Source organism: Rhodovulum iodosum (assembly GCF_041020385.1).
In the GTDB taxonomy this organism is placed as follows: domain Bacteria; phylum Pseudomonadota; class Alphaproteobacteria; order Rhodobacterales; family Rhodobacteraceae; genus Rhodovulum; species Rhodovulum iodosum.
Map to the genome: position 1 here is coordinate 663,418 of NZ_JBEHHI010000002.1, position 15,859 is coordinate 679,276.

Sequence of the window (15,859 nt, forward strand, 5' to 3'; positions counted from 1 at the left end):
GCGCTCAGACGGACACGGCCTGCAACAGGCGTTCCTTCGGCAGTTCGGCCTTGGTGCCCGACACGGTGACCGCCCCGCGTTCCATCACGTAAAACCGGTCGGCCAGCCCGTAGGCGAATTCGAAATACTGCTCGACCAGCACGATCGCCATGCGCCCCTGGTCGCGCAGGTATTCGATGACGCGGCCGATCTGCTGGATGATGTTGGGCTGGATGCCCTCTGTGGGCTCGTCCAGCAACAACAGCTTGGGCTGGGGGATCATCGCGCGCGCGATGGCAAGCTGCTGCTGCTGCCCGCCCGACAGATCGCCGCCGCGCCGGCCGGTCATGTCCTTGAGCACCGGGAACAGCTCGTAAATCTCGTCGGGGACGACCCGCTCGCCGCGCGGCAGGCAGGCATAACCCGTTTCCAGGTTCTCGCGCACGGTCAGCAGCGGAAAGATGTCGCGCCCCTGGGGCACGTAGCCGACGCCGCGCCGGGCCATGGCCTGGGCCGGCACTCGGCCCACCTTGGCGCCGTCCAGCTCGAGCGCGCCGCCCGAACGCAGATGGGTGCCCGAGATCGCCTTCAACAGGCTGGTCTTGCCCACGCCGTTGGTGCCCATCACGCAGGTCACCTGGCCCGCGCGGGCCTCGAGGTCGATCCCGTGCAGGATTTGCGAACCGCCGTAATGCAGCGTCAGGCCAGTGGTTTTCAGCATCGCTCAGCGCCCCAGATAGACATCGATCACCTGCCGGTTCTGCGTGACGTGGTCGATGCTGCCCTCGGCCAGCACCGCGCCCTCGTGCAGGACCGTCACCTTGCAGCCCAGCCGGCGGACGAATTCCATGTCATGCTCGACCACCACCACGGCGCGGGTTTTCGCGGCCTCCTTCAACAGGTCGGTGGTATGCTCGCGCTCGGCCAGCGTCATGCCCGCGGCGGGCTCGTCCACCAGCAGGAGCTTGGGCTCCTGCGCCAGCAGCATGCCGATTTCCAGCCATTGCTTCTGCCCGTGGCTCAGCTCGCCCGACTTGCGGTGCAGCTGGTCGGACAGCCCGATCTCTTCGGCCAGCTCGGCGACCCGCGCGCGGTCGGCGGCGGACTGGCGATAGAACAGGACGGACCAGGGCGCGCGGTTCTTTTTCAGCGCCATCATCAGGTTGTCGAAAACCGACTGGTCCTCGAACACCGTGGGGCGCTGGAACTTGCGGCCGACGCCCTCGCGCGCGATCTGGCTTTCGTTCATCTTCAACAGGGATTTGTTCATCCCGCCCCACAGCACGTGGCCCTCGTCGGGGCGGGTCTTGCCGGTGACGATGTCCATGAAGGTGGTCTTGCCCGCACCGTTGGGCCCGATGATCGCGCGCAGCTCGGCCGGGCCGATCTCGAAGGACAGGTTGTTGATCGCGTTGAACCCGTCGAAGCTGACCGAAACGCCCGAAACTTCCAGAAGCGAGGTCATTGCTCGGCCTCCCGTTCGCGGAACGACCCCTTGTCGGGGCCGAGATCGGCACCGTGGCGGTCGGGATGGCGGCGGCCCGCGACCAGGTCGAAGAGCCCGCCGATGCCCGAGGGCGCGAAGAGGGTGACGAGGACGAAGCCCAGCCCGAGCAGCACCTGCCACCAGTCGACCCAGTCGACGGTGTAAAAGCCCAGCGGCAGGGCGGGCGCCTGGCCGCCGGTGAACCATGTCGACAGAAGCGAGACGAGGGCCGCGCCGATCACCGCGCCGTAAAGCCGCCCGCGCCCGCCGATGGCGACCCAGACCGCGAGGTAGATCGAGGCGATGGGCGCAACCTCGGCGGGGTTGATGATACCCGCCTGCGGGTAATAGAGCGCCCCCGCGACGCCCGCGATCACCGCGGTCAGCGTGAAGACGAAGAGCTTGTACCCCTCGACCGAGTATCCCAGGAACCGCACCCGTGCCTCGTCGTCGCGGATGCCGCGGATCACCGAGCCGAACTTGCCCGACACCATGAAGGCGGCCAGCAGGTATCCCGCCGCCAGCGCCGCGGCCGAGGCCCAGAAAAACCGGATCGAGATGATCGATTGCGGAATGTCGCCCGCGCCGGGAATGTTCTGCAGCCCCGACAGGCCGTTATTGCCCCTCAGCCCGCTGTCGTTCTGGAACAGGTAGAGCGCCAGCGCCAGCGTCATCGCCTGGGTCAGGATCGACAGGTAGACGCCGGTGACGCGGCTGCGGAAGGCCAGCCAGCCGAAGACCAGCGCCAGCGCGCCCGGCACCAGCACCACCAGCGCGAGCTGGATCGGCAGGGAATGGGCGAAGGCCCAAACCGCCGGAAACTCGCTGCCGCCCACGACGCCGAAGATCTGCGTGGCGATGGCATCGCGGATCTCGTCCGGGGTCGGCGGGATCTCGGCCTGGGCGAGCGACTCGGCCACGATCAGCTCGGTCCGGGCATACATCAGCCACATGCCGATCATGTAGCCGCCGAGCCCGAAGAACGCGAAATGGCCGAGCGACAGGATGCCGGTGTAGCCCCAGACGAGATCCATCGCGATGGCGACGAGGCACAGGCAGAGCGTCTTGCCCAGGGTCTTGACGAAGCTCGTGGAGATCGCGCCGGTGCCGTGCGCCTCGCCCAGGAGCGTCACCGCGAGCGTGAAAAGCGCAAGCAGCGTCAGGAAGATCAGCACCGACGGGTTCTTGGCAAAGAAGCTGTCCCTCATGCACGGCCCCCGGCGCTGCGCCCGGTCGGGGGGGCGGATTGTGGGTATTTGGACCAAGAAGAAGCAGGCATGCGGCTTAATCCCCCGCGGCGCGGCCCCTCAGGGCGATGATGCCCCGCGGGCGGAACTGGATGAAGAGGATGATGAAGAGGATCATGTAGGTCTGGGCGGCGAGCGTGTTGGACGGGTTCAGCCATTCGATGCCCTTTTGCAGCGAGCCGATCAGCGTGGCGCCCAGAAGCGTGCCCCAGATATTGCCCACGCCGCCGACGACCACGGTCATGAAGCTTTGCACGATATAGTCCTGGCCCAGCTCGGAGGTGACCTTGGCGTAAAGGCCGATGGCGACGCCGGCGACACCGGCGATGCCCGAGCCGAGGCCGAAGGTCAGCATGTTGATGCGGTCGGGATTGATCCCCATCGAGGCGGCCATGCGCGGGTTTTGCGTCACCGCGCGCACCTCGAGCCCCAGCCGCGTGCGGCGCATGATGAACAGGAAGAGCGCGAGGAAGGCCAGCGCGAGCACGAAGATCGCGATGCGGATATAGCTGATCGAGACCACGTCGTTGAAGACCAGCGCCCCGTCCAGCCAGTCGGGCGAGGTCAGCGGGCGCGCCTGGGTGCCGAAGATGTTCTTGGCCAGCTGCTGCAGCGCGATGGAGATGCCGAAGGTCGCCAGCAGCGTTTCCAGCGGGCGGTTGTAGAGCCAGCGGATCACCAGGCGTTCCATCGCCACGCCGGCGGCGAAGGTGAGCACGAAGGCCAGCGGCAGCGCGATCAGGATCGAGGCGGTGTAATTGGGCACGACCTGCTGGACCACGTAGCCGGTATAGGCGCCCATCATGATGAATTCGCCATGCGCCATGTTGATCACGCCCATCACGCCGAAGGTGATGGCAAGCCCGATCGCGGCGAGAAAGTAGATCGAGGCGAGCGAGAGCGCGTCGAGCGCGAGGTCGGCGCCCTGGTTGAGCCCCACCTTGAAGGCGATGGCACCGAGCGCGGCATTTGCGGCCTCGGTCACGGCCGGGTCGGTCTCGGCGTAGCGTTCGTAGAAGACATGCGAGCTGAGCGCCTGGGCGACCTCGGCCTCGGTGGCCGCGGCGGGCACGGTGCCGGCGTCGGCCAGGGCGGAATAGGCGCGGTCGCGCGCGGCCACGGTATCGAGCCGGTCCACCGGCACGCCGCCGACGCGGCCGTTCTCGATATGGGCGGCGAGCGCGGCGCGCTGGTCGTCGAGGCTGAGGCGCGGCGGCGCGAGGCCGGCATCGACCAGCAGCGCGTAGGCCTCGACCTCGGACAGCGCGTCGCTGCCGGGCCGCAGCAGGCGGGCGATGTTCTCGTCCTCGGGCGGCGCGTCGGTGACGGCGGCGCGGGTGGTGGCCACCAGCGGGTTGAGCGCGGCGCGGGCATCGACGCCCAGGTCGCCCTTGAAGCTTTGGATCGCGGCGATGCGCGCGGCCGGGTCGGGGTCGTAGGCGATCGTCAAGATCCGTTCCAGCCGGGCCTTGCGCGCCTTGAGCCCGGGGTCGGTCTCGTCCGCGATGCTGCCGCGCAGCGCGTCGAGATGGCTGGCCTCGGCATCGCGCGAGATCGCGTCCAGCGCGTCGGCGCGCTTGGCGGGGTCGGGGTCCATCAGCTGGAACCGCACCAGCGCGGCGCCGATCATGCCGCGGATCCCGCTATTGGGCTTGAGCTGGTCGAGATCGTCCTCGTCGTAGCTGCCCACCGGCGCGCCGGTGGCGATGTCGATCAGGCGGTAGGTATCGGACCCGATGTCCTCGGCAAAGAAGAACAGCCCGTCCGCCTCGCGCTGCCACAGCTCCTTGGCCTGCCATTTTTCCAGCACGGCCTGCGCCTGTGGAAGGCCGCTGTCGCTGATCGCGTCGATGGCCGGTCCGATGGTTCTGCGCGAGCTTTCCTCGAGAAGGTCCCGGTTTTCCTGCAGAACCTGCTGGATCGGGTTGTCCTGAGCGGCAGCGGGGCCGGCGATCAGCAAGAACAGGTAAACGGACGCAAGGAGGATGCGCATGGGCGGAGACTGCCTGTATCGTTGGAATGAGGGGGCGGGACGGCCCGCCCCCCGTTTGGCCCGGTCGGGCTGGCCGATCAGTAGTTCGACTTGATCTGCACGCAGCTTTCGGTCTCGGTGTTGTACATGCCGCAGCCGAGGTCCTTCCAGTCGGAGACCAGCACCGCCGAGTCCGGCAGGTAGTCGGTCCAGGCGTCGCCCGGCACTTCTTCGGTCTCGCTGATGATGTCGAACTGGCCATCATCCTGGATCTCGCCGATCAGCACCGGCTTGGCCAGGTGATGGTTGGTGCCCATCACCGCGGTACCGCCGGTGAGGTTGGGGAATTCCTGGCCCCACATCGCCTCGCGCACGGCATCGACATCGGTGGTGCCGGCGGCCTCGACCGCGTTCACCCACATGTTGAAGCCGACGTAATGGGCCTCCATCGGGTCGTTGGTGACCCGCTCTTCGCCCATGCGCTCTTTCCACTTGGCGACGAATTCCTCGTTGGCGTCGGATTCGGCGGACTGGAAGTAATTCCACGCGGCGAGGTGGCCGACGAGGTTGGTGGTGTCGAGGCCCGAGAGCTCTTCCTCGCCGACCGAGAAGGCGACGACGGGGATGTCGTCGGCCGAGACGCCGGCGGCGGCGAGTTCCTTGTAGAAGCCGATATTGGCGTCGCCGTTGATCGTCGAGATCACGCCGACCTTCTTGCCGTCGGCGCCCAGCGCGACCACGTCGGACACGATCTTGGACCAGTCCGAATGGCCGAAGGGGGTATAGTTGACGAAGATGTCCTCTTCGGCGATGCCCTTCTGCTGAAGATAGCTTTCAAGGATGTTGTTGGTCGTGCGCGGGTACACGTAGTCGGTGCCGAGCAGGGCGAATTTCTCGACCCCCAGCTCTTCGAGGAAGTAATCGGTGGCCGGGATCGCCTGCTGGTTGGGCGCCGCACCGGTATAGAACACGTTTTTCGAGCTTTCCTCGCCCTCGTACTGGACGGGGTAGAACAGCAGGCCGTTGAGTTCCTCGATCACCGGCAGCACCGATTTGCGGGAAACGGACGTCCAGCAGCCAAAGATCACGTCCACGTCCTGCACCGTCAGCAGCTCGCGCGCCTTTTCGGCAAAGAGCGGCCAGTCGGAGGCCGGGTCGACCACCACGGCCTCGAGCTGCATGCCGAGAAGGCCGCCCTTGGCGTTCTGGTCTTCGACCAGCATCTCGACGGTATCCTTCAGCGTCGTCTCGGAAATCGCCATCGTGCCGGAGAGCGAGTGCAGCACGCCCACCTTGATCGTGTCTTGCGCGAAGGCCGGCGCGGCAAGCGCGCCCATCGCCAAGGCACTGGTAATGATTTTCTTCACACTGTTCATGAACGTCTCCCATGCGCGGCCTGCCATCGGTCGGGCACCGGTACGAAACCCCGGCCCCGGCCAGTGTGGCCGCTGTGATTTTTCCCCGCGCGGCAGCCTAATCATTGCGGTCACAGCCATCGCGCACCCATCGAACGTCCCCGCCGGTCTGGGCAGCGCCAGAGTTTCCTGCGCGGAAACAAGAGGCAAACATCTGCATGGGTCATGGCGCGAATTCTGCCGGAAAGGTTGCAGGTGCCCGTTTTTTGGCCGAACCTGCGGCGGTTCGCCGCATTGAGCGGCGCAAAGAAAGGCGGCGTCTCGAAGCCCTGTCAAGTTTTGCGCAAAGCGGAATCGTCGGACCTGACGGCCCCTGCCCGCGGCGTCCGGCTTGGCCTGCCGCGGGAATCGTGGAATGATCCTTCTATCGCGAAGGAACAGCTCATGACGCAAACCGACCAGATCGACGGCGTCGTCCTCGGGGTCTTCCTCGGGTTCGAGGCCGGCGCGCCGCTGGTGGTGTTCCCGGGAAACCCCCGCGATCACGCGATACCGGCCCGGTCGCTGACCGCGCTGGACGCCGATGACACCGGCGCCGAGGTGGCGCTCTTGTTCGAGGACGGCCGGCGCGACCGGCCGCTGATCGTCGGAAAGCTGGTCGAACCGGCCCGACGGGACACCGCGCCGGTGGTGATCAGCGACGGCGAGACCGTCAAGGTCACGGCCGGCGAGCGGCTGGAGCTGCGCGTCGGCAAGGCGTCGCTGGTGATGCTCAAGGACGGGCGCATCACGCTGCGCGGCACCTACCTGACCTCTCACGCCTCGGCGACCAACCGCATCCGCGGCGGGTCGGTCAACCTCAACTGATGGACCGCCCGGTGCTGGAGCATATCGTGCGCCAGCATGCCGAGCAGGCGGCGTTTCTGTGGACGGTCTACGACCGCCACCTGCGCCACCCCGACGAGAACGAGGAAATGGACGAAGAGCGCCTGGCCCGCCTCGTCGAGCGGCTGGAGGCGCATCTCGACGGGCTGCGCGTGGCCGGGCGCGAGGGGCTGAAGATCGCCGAGGCGCTTTATGCCGAATACCCCGAGGCGGGCGAGATGTTCGTGGTGCGGATGTTGCAGCCCGGCGCCGAGGGGTTGCAGATCGGCGATCTCGACCTTGCCAAGGTGCGGGCCTATCTTGAGGCCACCTGCCCCGGCACCGGGGAGTCAGCCGCCGGCGGCTAGGCCCGCACGGATCGCCGGCCGGTCGAGCGTGTCGAGATAGTCGTAGCCCGACAGCCCCGCCGCGGTGCGCGCGTCCAGCCGCAGCCCGGCCTGTTGCAGCAGGCGCACGACGGGCCAGGCATCGGTGTCGGCGATGATCGCCCAGTGCAGCGCGGTGCGTCCCTCCTCGTCGGTCGCGCGCGGGTCGGCGCCGGCCTTCAGCAGCCGCGCGACGACCTCGGCACGGCCTTCTTGCGCCGCGTCCATCAGCGGCGTCTTGCCGAAATCGCAACGCACATCCAGCGCCGCGCCGGCCTCGATCAGGGCAAAGACCACCGGGTCGGGGGCGGCAAAGGCGGCGATGTGCAGCGCCGTCTCGCCCGCATCGTCGCGCGGGTCGGTCGCGGCGCCGGCGGCCAGCAGCACCTGCACCGCGCGCAAATCGCCAATCGCGCAGGCGGCCATCAGCGCGGTCTCGCCGGTCTCGACCATCACCGCGTCGGCCCGCGCCGGGTCGGCGTCGAGCATCGCGCCAAGCGCCGCGTGATCGCCGTCGTAGATCGCATCGAACAGCTCGTTCATCGCCCGGTTCCTACACGTTGATCGGGATGCGCGTGCAGCCCGGCGGCACCTCGACCTCGCGCACCGAGGATTCGCGCACCGTCCGGGCGATCTTGACCCCCGACTCGGCGCATTCCTTGTTGAACAGGATAAGATCGTTGCGCATCCCCTTTTGCAGGTTGCGCATCTCGGTGTAGTGGCCGCAAGGCTTGGTCAGCTTGCCGCCGCGCATCTTGAAGCCGCCCTTGGCATCCTTGACCGGATCGTATTTGCGAAATTCCTTTCGCAACTCGTTGTTCTTGTGCATCAACTGGGCGCGCAGCTTCAGGCATTTGGCCTTTCGCTCATCGTCGGACATCCCGGCCTTGTTGAAATCCTGCGCGCCCACTTTCGGCATCGGCGGCGTGTTGGGCGGCGAACCGTGGTTGCCGGTCGAGATGTCGGTGAAGCGGCAGACCGGCTGGCCATCGGCCTTCACGTCCATCGACCAGGCCTGGGAATAGCTCTTGCCCATGTTCTTGGAACTGACGACACCCTTTTTCGGGGCGCATCCGGCCTCGTCGCCGCTGGTCTTGCTGAAATAGGACTTGTTCTTCTGGTTGATCGTCTTGCCGCCGATCTTGACCGTCGAGGTGCCCTTGGTCGTGTCGGCATCCATGCCGAAATTGGGGTACGGGATCGGCACGCCCGGCGGCGTGGCCGGGGTCTGCGGCGGGGTCATGCAGACATCGGGGAAGGCCGCAATGACCTTGCATTGCTGCGCCTTGCAGGACACTTCCTTGCCGTTGGCGAACACCGTCATGGCCGCGCCCCCTGCACCAGCACCGCGGCCCCGCAGGCGCCGTCGTCGCCGCTGGCCTCGATCAGCACCGGCGCGCCGGGCGCGTAGCCCTTGGCGGCCGCGGCCAGCGCCGCGCCGATCATCAGCGGCACCGCCGCCGCGCCGACATTGCCCAGGCTCTCGGCGGGCAGCCACAGGTCCTGCATCTCGTGGCGGTCGCGCAAGAGGCGCGTCGAGGCCAGTGCCGTCTGGCGAAAGAAATACTGCTCGCCGCTGACATCGGAGATCCGGAAATCGACCCCGTCGAAGCCCTGCCCGGCCTCGTCGAGCGCCTGCCGGTAGGCCGCCGCCATGCCCTCGCCGCGCAGCGGCAGGTCGAGCCCGTCCTCCGCCTGGCGGTTATAAAGATACGCCGCCTCGCGGGCGAGGCCGAGCCCGGCCAGCGCCAGCGCGCCCTGCCCGCCGGCCCCCACCAGCACCGCCGCCGCGGCCTCTCCGGGGATGAAGCCGTTGGAATTTTCCTGGGTCAGCAGCCGCTCGTCGGCCAGGTAATGGGCCAGTGCCGGGCCGGTCAGGTAGCTGTCGACCCCGGCGATCAGGGCGTAGTCGATACCGCCCTCGGCCAGCAGCCGCCGGGCCTGACCCAGCGCGACCAGGCCCGAGGGCCGGCCATGGGCGACGATCCGGGTGCGGGTGCGCGGCGGCAGCTCGACAATCCGGCCGATCTCTTCGGCCAGGTGCGCGGCATCGCCCAGCGGGCGGCCCGGGCGGCCGTCTTCGGGCAGGCAGAGGATCAGCGCGCTGCGGCCCTCGGCGCCGGGCACCGCGGCCAGAACCTCGGCAATGGCGCCGGCGGCCATGCGGGCCAGCCGCTCGGCCCCCGCGGGCGGGCGCGGGGCGGGCGGCGCGGGCGGCAGGGGCACCGGCGCGCCGACCAGCCACGCGCCGTCCGGCCCCACGAACTCGGTCTCGCAAAACCCGTCGAGCCCGGCGCGCATCGCCGCGCAGGACGACGGCGCATCGAGGCCCACCGCCGTCACCATGCCGGCGGCGAGGATATGCAGCGCCGCGCTCATTCGGCGCCCTCGGGCGTCTCGGCCATGCCCACCGCGCGCATGTAGCCGCGACCCTCGCGCCGGGCGCGTTCCATCGCCTCGGTCGGCGGGCCGATCCAGGCCTCGGTGAACTCGCTGATGATCCGGCGCAGCGGCACCGACAGGCGCCAGACCATCATCATGACCCGCGCCTCGCAATCGAAGCTCAGCGTATCGGGGTGCAGCGTGTCGTCGAACGCCGTCTCGGACCCGCGGAACACCCGCACCGGCAGCGCCGTCTCGGGCGGCAGGCGAAACGCCTCGCGCCCGCGCGGCGTGAGGTTGGCCAGCGCCACGGGCGTGCCCGGTACCGGCGGGTCGATCTGCTGGTCCTCGGGGGCGTGCTGGAAATACCGCTCGTCGAAATCGGCGGGCAGAAACGGAAAGACCGCGTCCTGCCAGTGCTGGTCATAGGTGCCGGCATGGCGCAGCCGCCCGGGCCAGCCGCGCCCGACCGGCCCGAGGGCCATCGGGCGGTAGCTGCCATAGGGCGAGGTCACGGGGTCATCGACGGCCTGGGTGTTGGGCAGCGGACGGCCCGACAGCCCCGCCTGGTTGCGCACCTGCCCCCAGCCGAGCCCGACCGGGTTGGGTGCGTAAACCGCGGGCGCCGGGTCGTCGGGGTCGGCCGCGTCCGGGCCGCCAAAGGCGGTGTCGTAGGAAAACGCCATCCGGGTGAAGGGGTGCGGGCGCGTGGCCGTCACCATCGGCCCCGCGACGCGCCATTCCCGTGCGCCGACGACGTCGAACATCTTGGTCCAGCCGCCGACGCGCAGCCCCACCCGCACCGCCTCGGCGGGCCGCCCGCCCGGGGCGTGGGCCGCGCCCTGGGCAATCACATCGCAGCGCGCCTTGCGAAAGGCGAAATCGGTTTCCCACAGCGGCGCCGAGAGCCCCGGCGCGCCGGTGAATTCGTCGGCCATCACCAGCGGCCGCTGTTCGGCGCTGACCGGGGCCGCCGCGCCCTCGGCCTCGGGGAAGTCGAAGCTGCCCTTGATCACGAGAAGCAGGTATTCACGCCCGGCCTTGTCCATCCCCTGGGTGAATTCGTGGACGAACCGGGTCTGGTTGTAGATCTGCATCCCGAGCGCCCCTCAGGCGAAGGCGTAGCCGAACCCGTCTTCCGAGCCGGTCACCGTCACCGTGCCGAGCGCGGTGCCCTCCAGCTTGCGGTTGAGGATCTGGCGGCTGAGTTCCGGCAACAGCGTGTTGGTGAGGATCGCGTCGATCATCCGCCCGCCCGACTCGATCTCGGTGCAGCGCGCCTTGATCAGGTCCATCGTGCCCTCGCCGATCACCAGCTCGGCGCCGTGCCCGGTCATCAGCCGTCCGGCGATCCCCTTCAGCTTGTGGCCCGCGATCAGCTCGATCGCCGCGTCGGACAGCGGATAATAGGGGATCGTCACCAGCCGGCCCAGCAGCGCGGGCGGGAACACGTCCAACAGCGGCGCGCGCAGCGCCGCGTTCAACTCGTCGAGCTCGGCGTGGGTCTTGCCCTCGTCGGTCAGCGCCATGATCTCTTCGGTGCCGACGTTCGAGGTCAGCAGGATCAGCGTGTTCTTGAAATCGATCCGGCGGCCTTCGCTGTCGTCCATCATGCCCTTGTCGAAGACCTGGAAAAACACCTCGTGGATATCGGGGTGGGCCTTTTCCACCTCGTCGAACAGCACCACCGAATAGGGCCGGCGGCGCACCGCCTCGGTCAGCACCCCGCCCTTGCCATAGCCCACATATCCCGGCGGCGCGCCTTTCAGCGTCGAAACCGTATGCGCCTCCTGGAACTCGCTCATGTTGATCGAGATGAGGTTCTGCTCGCCGCCATAAAGCGCGTCGGTCAGCGCCAGCGCGGTTTCGGTCTTGCCGACGCCGGAAGGTCCGCAAAGCAGGAACACCCCGATGGGTTTTTCCGGCGCGCCGAGACCCGCGAACGAGGTCTGGATGCGGTTCGAGATCATCTCCATCGCGTGGTCCTGACCGACCACCCGGTCGCCCAGGATCTGCGGCAGGTGCAGCGCGCGCTCGGTCTGGCTGGCCATCATCCGGCCCGTCGGGATGCCGGTCCAGTCCTGCACCACGCCGGCCACCGCGTTGCGGTCGACGGCGGGCAGGATCAGCGGGTTTTCGCCCTGCTGCTCGGCCAGCGCGGCCATCTTCTCGCGCAGGGTGGCGAGTTTCTCGGCGCGCTCCTCGTCGGAGATCGGCGCGGGCGGGGGCGGGATGTCATCCCCTGCCCCGTCCTCAGCCGCATCCTCTGCGGGCTCGCCCGCGTCGGGCTCGGTCTCTTCGACCGGCGGCGCGGCCATGTGGCCCACCGCGCCGGTCTCGTCCAGCGCCGCGCCGCCGCCCCGCAGCTCGGCGCGCAGTTCCAGCACCTCGTCGACCAGCGCCTTTTCGGCCTCCCAGCGGGCATTGGCATCGGCCAGGTCGGCCTCGGCCTCGTCCAGCGCGGCAAGGATGCCGGCCATGCGCTCTTCGGTGTCGATACCGATCGCGGCCTCGCGCTCGGCGATGCCCTGTTCGATGCGCAGCGCGGCAAGGCGCCGGTCCACGTCCTCGACCGCCGCGGGCGTGGCGTGCTGCGAAACCGCGACGCGGGCGCAGGCGGTGTCGAGCAGGCTGATCGCCTTGTCGGGCAGTTGCCGGGCGGGAATGTAGCGATGCGAGAGCTGGACCGAGGCTTCCAGCGCCTCGTCGAGGATCTCGACCTTGTGGTGGCGCTCCAGCACGCCGGCCACGCCCCGGCACATGCGCACCGCTGCGGCCTCGGCGGGCTCTTCGACCTTGACCACCTGGAAACGGCGGGTCAGCGCCGGGTCGGGCTCGATATACTGCTTGTATTCCGACCATGTGGTGGCGGCGACGGTGCGCAGCTCGCCGCGCGCCAAGGGGGGTTTGAGCAGGTTCGCCGCATCGCCCGTGCCGGCCGCACCGCCCGCGCCGATCAGCGTGTGCGCCTCGTCGATGAACAGGATGATCGGCACGTCCGAGCTTTGCACCTCGTCGATCACCGCGCGCAGCCGCTTTTCGAACTCACCCTTCACCGAGGCGCCGGCCTGCATCAGGCCGACATCCAGCAGGTGCAGCTGCACGCCCCTCAGGCTGGGGGGCACGTCGCCGCGCGCCAGCCGCTGGGCAAACCCCTCGACCACCGCCGTCTTGCCCACCCCGGCCTCACCGGTCAGGATCGGGTTGTTCTGCCGCCGCCGCATCAGGATGTCGACGATCTGGCGGATCTCCATGTCGCGGCCCACCACCGGGTCGATCCGGCCCGCCTTGGCCCGTTCGGTCAGGTTGGTGGAAAACTGCGCCAGCGCCGATTGTCCGCCCGGCGCGGCCTTGCGCGACGTAGGCTCGGGCGCGGCACCCATCCCCTCGACCGAGTCCGGCAACAGCTCGTCGAGCTGGGCGCCCATCGCGGCGACGTCGATCTTGTCGAACTCCAGGCTGATCCTGAACAGCATCGCCTCCAGCACCGGCGTGCCGAGCGCGGCGAGCAGCAGATAGGCAGAGCGCACGGTTTCGTCGCCGTAATCGAGCTGGCCGTGGCTCCACGCCTCCTGGATGGCGCGAAAGATGTGGTCGGAGAACTCCTCGACCGAGCTTGCCCCGTGGGGCAGACTGTCGATGGCGCGCGCGATGTCGGCGTCGAGCCGGCCGAGATCGACCTCGGCCGCCTTGAGCAATATCTCGAAGTCAGAGCGCGGCGCATGGGCCAGCTCGGCGACGAAATGAACCAGTTCGACGTAGGGGTTGCCGCGCGCCTTGGCGGCCTGGGCGGCCGCCGAGAACGCCTTGAGACAGACCGGGTTGAGCTTTCCGACCAGCTCCTTGCGCTTGATCGTCTCCTGCGAACCCCTCTGGGCCATGGCGTCGGCCTCCCCGCTTACCGTCCACGACGCGAAGGTCGCGCAGCAATGTTCCCCGCGGCCCGTCGCGCGTGTTAGTCTAAGCCGAAAACCTGCTGTGACGCGACGATTTTCCGCAGCTCGCCCCAAGACCGGAGCCCGCCCATGATCGACCCGCTACCGTCGGACATCTTCCGCAAGGGCCAGGTGCTCAACAATACCTACGAGATCGAGGGCGTGCTGGGCCGCGGCGGCACCGGCGAGGTCTACCGCGCCCGCAACCAGATCTCGGACCGGGTGGTGGCGATCAAAGCGCTTTCGGCGCAGTTTTCGGGCAATGCCGATTATGTCGAGCTGATGAAGCGCGAAGAAGAGATGCGCAACATCCTGAACGACGCGGTGGTGCGCTATACCGAATGCTCGCGCACCGACCAGGGCCATGTCTTTCTGGTGATGGATTACGTGGCCGGGCCGTCGCTGAACGATTTGATGATGCGCGAGCGGCTGGATGCCCACGACCTGCTGATCGTCGCCCACCGCGTGGCCGAGGGGCTGGTGGCGACCCATGCCCGCGGCATCGTTCACCGCGACCTGTCGCCGGACAACATCATCCTGCGCGACGGCGCGCCGGACAAGGCCACGATCATCGATTTCGGCATCGCCAAGGACACTTCGGCCGGTGCGCGAACAATCGTCGGTAACCAGTTCGCGGGCAAATATGAATACGCCGCGCCCGAACAGCTTGACGGGCGGGCCGAGCCGCGCTCGGACCTCTACGCGCTGGGCGCGTCGCTGTTGGCCGCCTGGAAGGGCGAGGTGCCCTATCTCGGCGCCACCCCGGGCGAGATCGTGCGGCGCAAGACGCATCCGCTCGACACCGAGGGCGTGCCCGAGCCGCTGAAGGGGCTGATCGACGCGCTGGCCGCCCCCGACCCCGCGGACCGGCCCGCCGACGCCGAGGCCGCGCGCGCCCGCATCGAGGCGCATCTCAAACCCAAGACCCAGGCACCCGGACCCGGCGCCCGCGGCACCGACACCCGCCCACGGCGGCGCGGCCTGTGGCTCGCCCTGCCCGCGCTGGCCGTCGTGCTGGCGGCGGCCTGGTTCGGCGGGCTCGTCGCGCCGTTTTTGCCCCAACCCCTGCCAGAGGCCGTGCCGTACCGCCTGACCGCCGAGTTCGCGCCGGGCGCGCCCGGCCGGCTGGCCGGCAACGCCCCCGACGACGCGGCGGTTGCGCTGTTGCAGGGCGCCTACCGCGGCGCCACCGGCGCCGACCCTGCCGCGACCGAGCTGACGCTGGCCACCGGCATGCCGGTGGAGGACTGGCCGGCACAGGTGGCCGCGCTGATCGACGCGCTCTCGCGGCTCGAGCGGTGGGAGGTCGCGCTGGCCGGCGGCGCCGGGCGCGTGGGCGGGCTGGCCCCCGACGGCGCGGCGCGCGACGCGGTCAAGGCCGCGCTCGACGGCTGGTCCGCCGACAGCGGCATCCGGCTGGCCACGGCGCTGGCCGCCGGGCCCGAGCGGCTGGAGGCCGAAACCGTGCAAGGCATGCTCGACAGCCTCGCCAGTTGCGGCCCGCTGCGCCAGCAGACGCCCCCAGGCGGCATCTACGGCCTGGGCGAGACCATCCTGGTGACCGGCGACATCGCCCAGGCCGCCGACCGCGCCACGATCGCCAACGCCATCGCCCCGGTGATCGGCGACCGGCAGGTGCAGGTCGAGGCGCGGCTGCTCAACCCCGATCTCTGCGCGATCCGGTCGGTGCTGCCGGCCACCGGCGCGGGCACGCTGTCGGTCTGGCTGGGCAATGGCGAGACCGGCCAGGCCAATGTCACCGGCATCTACCGGGTGGGCGAAAACCCGGTGGCCGAGGTGCTGGTGCCCGAAAGCATCGCCGAAGGCTCGCTCTGGGTGATGATCGTGGACAATACCGGCAAGGTGTTTCACGTCCTGCCCCAGATCAACCACACCGAACACGCCCTGGCCGAGCTTGGGCGCATCGAGGCGGGGCTGAGGCGCGTCCGCGTGCTGCACTCGATCGAGGACTTCCGCGACGACCCCAAGAAGCTGGCCTTCCGCATCACCGACGGCGACTTCGGCAAGAGCGAGATCATGGCGATCCTGTCGAAGGACCCGCTGTTCGACATGCGCCGGCCCCGCGACGAGAGCGTCGCCTCGGTGGCCGAGGCCCTGGCCGAGACGCTGGACGGGCGCGAGGACCAGATCCTCGGCGTGGCATCACGCATCATCGACGCGCGGCAATAAGCTTTCATAATCATTGCAAGACTCGGACCGTTCTGAAACAATATTTCGTACAATACGGTTGCA

13 protein-coding genes are annotated in these 15,859 nt (G+C 68.8%); 3 read left to right on the forward strand and 10 right to left on the reverse strand.

The features are described 5' to 3' along the window. Window positions 1-4 precede the first annotated feature (4 nt). The 5 genes from urtE to urtA form a co-directional block, all read right to left on the reverse strand. Complete coding sequence (gene urtE, locus Ga0609869_RS12365; RefSeq protein WP_125404231.1) at window positions 5-700, reverse strand: urea ABC transporter ATP-binding subunit UrtE; 696 nt, start codon at window positions 698-700, stop codon at window positions 5-7. A 3-nt stretch (window positions 701-703) separates the two neighbouring features. Further along, a complete protein-coding gene (urtD, locus tag Ga0609869_RS12370; RefSeq protein WP_125404232.1) occupies window positions 704-1,444 on the reverse strand; it encodes an urea ABC transporter ATP-binding protein UrtD in 741 nt (246 codons plus the stop codon). Further along, window positions 1,441-2,673 carry an urea ABC transporter permease subunit UrtC gene (gene urtC, locus Ga0609869_RS12375; RefSeq protein WP_125404233.1) on the reverse strand — a complete coding sequence of 411 codons (1,233 nt, stop codon included), beginning with the start codon at window positions 2,671-2,673 and terminating at the stop codon, window positions 1,441-1,443. The genes urtD and urtC overlap by 4 nt, the downstream gene beginning before the upstream one ends. Before the next feature lie 76 nt (window positions 2,674-2,749). Beyond that, window positions 2,750-4,705, reverse strand: coding sequence for an urea ABC transporter permease subunit UrtB (urtB, locus tag Ga0609869_RS12380; protein WP_125404234.1), 1,956 nt, complete (start codon window positions 4,703-4,705; stop codon window positions 2,750-2,752). 77 nt (window positions 4,706-4,782) lie between these two features. Continuing rightward, window positions 4,783-6,060 (reverse strand): urea ABC transporter substrate-binding protein, encoded by a 1,278-nt coding sequence (gene urtA, locus Ga0609869_RS12385; protein ID WP_125404235.1) that lies wholly within the window; start codon window positions 6,058-6,060, stop codon window positions 4,783-4,785. 423 nt (window positions 6,061-6,483) lie between these two features. Here urtA and Ga0609869_RS12390 point away from each other — a divergent pair, with 423 nt between their 5' ends. Then, window positions 6,484-6,906, forward strand: a complete 423-nt coding sequence (locus Ga0609869_RS12390) for a DUF6484 domain-containing protein (protein ID WP_125404236.1) — start codon at window positions 6,484-6,486, stop codon at window positions 6,904-6,906. Further along, the gene (locus tag Ga0609869_RS12395) at window positions 6,906-7,271 is read left to right on the forward strand and encodes a hypothetical protein (protein ID WP_125404237.1); all 366 of its coding nucleotides are present in this window, start codon (window positions 6,906-6,908) and stop codon (window positions 7,269-7,271) included. The genes Ga0609869_RS12390 and Ga0609869_RS12395 overlap by 1 nt, the downstream gene beginning before the upstream one ends. On the opposite strand, the gene Ga0609869_RS12400 is transcribed toward Ga0609869_RS12395, so the two are convergent. Genes Ga0609869_RS12400 through tssH form a run of 5 tightly spaced genes read right to left on the reverse strand, consistent with a single transcriptional unit; the run spans window position 7,254 to window position 13,552 of the window. Continuing rightward, a complete protein-coding gene (locus Ga0609869_RS12400; RefSeq protein WP_125404238.1) occupies window positions 7,254-7,832 on the reverse strand; it encodes an ankyrin repeat domain-containing protein in 579 nt (192 codons plus the stop codon). The genes Ga0609869_RS12395 and Ga0609869_RS12400 overlap by 18 nt on opposite strands. Window positions 7,833-7,842: 10 nt before the next feature. Further along, window positions 7,843-8,613 carry a DUF4150 domain-containing protein gene (locus tag Ga0609869_RS12405; RefSeq protein ID WP_125404239.1) on the reverse strand — a complete coding sequence of 257 codons (771 nt, stop codon included), beginning with the start codon at window positions 8,611-8,613 and terminating at the stop codon, window positions 7,843-7,845. Then, on the reverse strand, window positions 8,610-9,668 hold the full coding sequence (locus tag Ga0609869_RS12410) for a 3-oxoacyl-ACP synthase (RefSeq protein WP_369022863.1): 1,059 nt from the start codon (window positions 9,666-9,668) through the stop codon (window positions 8,610-8,612). Before Ga0609869_RS12410 ends, Ga0609869_RS12405 begins: the two co-directional genes overlap by 4 nt. Further along, the gene (locus Ga0609869_RS12415) at window positions 9,665-10,768 is read right to left on the reverse strand and encodes a DUF2169 family type VI secretion system accessory protein (protein ID WP_125402932.1); all 1,104 of its coding nucleotides are present in this window, start codon (window positions 10,766-10,768) and stop codon (window positions 9,665-9,667) included. Before Ga0609869_RS12415 ends, Ga0609869_RS12410 begins: the two co-directional genes overlap by 4 nt. Before the next feature lie 12 nt (window positions 10,769-10,780). Continuing rightward, the gene (tssH, locus tag Ga0609869_RS12420) at window positions 10,781-13,552 is read right to left on the reverse strand and encodes a type VI secretion system ATPase TssH (RefSeq protein WP_125402933.1); all 2,772 of its coding nucleotides are present in this window, start codon (window positions 13,550-13,552) and stop codon (window positions 10,781-10,783) included. A 144-nt stretch (window positions 13,553-13,696) separates the two neighbouring features. On the opposite strand from tssH, the gene Ga0609869_RS12425 reads away from it, so the two are divergent. Then, window positions 13,697-15,796 (forward strand): serine/threonine protein kinase, encoded by a 2,100-nt coding sequence (locus Ga0609869_RS12425; protein WP_125402934.1) that lies wholly within the window; start codon window positions 13,697-13,699, stop codon window positions 15,794-15,796. The last annotated feature ends 63 nt before the right edge of the window (window positions 15,797-15,859 follow it).

Excerpts from the sequence above, each read along its gene's own strand:
- urtE (WP_125404231.1), bottom strand. The coding sequence starts at position 700 with ATGCTGAAAACCACTGGCCTGACGCTGCATTACGGCGGTTCGCAAATC.
- urtD (WP_125404232.1), bottom strand. The coding sequence starts at position 1,444 with ATGACCTCGCTTCTGGAAGTTTCGGGCGTTTCGGTCAGCTTCGACGGG.
- urtC (WP_125404233.1), bottom strand. The coding sequence starts at position 2,673 with ATGAGGGACAGCTTCTTTGCCAAGAACCCGTCGGTGCTGATCTTCCTG.
- urtB (WP_125404234.1), bottom strand. The coding sequence starts at position 4,705 with ATGCGCATCCTCCTTGCGTCCGTTTACCTGTTCTTGCTGATCGCCGGC.
- urtA (WP_125404235.1), bottom strand. The coding sequence starts at position 6,060 with ATGAACAGTGTGAAGAAAATCATTACCAGTGCCTTGGCGATGGGCGCG.
- Ga0609869_RS12390 (WP_125404236.1), top strand. The coding sequence starts at position 6,484 with ATGACGCAAACCGACCAGATCGACGGCGTCGTCCTCGGGGTCTTCCTC.
- Ga0609869_RS12395 (WP_125404237.1), top strand. The coding sequence starts at position 6,906 with ATGGACCGCCCGGTGCTGGAGCATATCGTGCGCCAGCATGCCGAGCAG.
- Ga0609869_RS12400 (WP_125404238.1), bottom strand. The coding sequence starts at position 7,832 with ATGAACGAGCTGTTCGATGCGATCTACGACGGCGATCACGCGGCGCTT.
- Ga0609869_RS12405 (WP_125404239.1), bottom strand. The coding sequence starts at position 8,613 with ATGACGGTGTTCGCCAACGGCAAGGAAGTGTCCTGCAAGGCGCAGCAA.
- Ga0609869_RS12410 (WP_369022863.1), bottom strand. The coding sequence starts at position 9,668 with ATGAGCGCGGCGCTGCATATCCTCGCCGCCGGCATGGTGACGGCGGTG.
- Ga0609869_RS12415 (WP_125402932.1), bottom strand. The coding sequence starts at position 10,768 with ATGCAGATCTACAACCAGACCCGGTTCGTCCACGAATTCACCCAGGGG.
- tssH (WP_125402933.1), bottom strand. The coding sequence starts at position 13,552 with ATGGCCCAGAGGGGTTCGCAGGAGACGATCAAGCGCAAGGAGCTGGTC.
- Ga0609869_RS12425 (WP_125402934.1), top strand. The coding sequence starts at position 13,697 with ATGATCGACCCGCTACCGTCGGACATCTTCCGCAAGGGCCAGGTGCTC.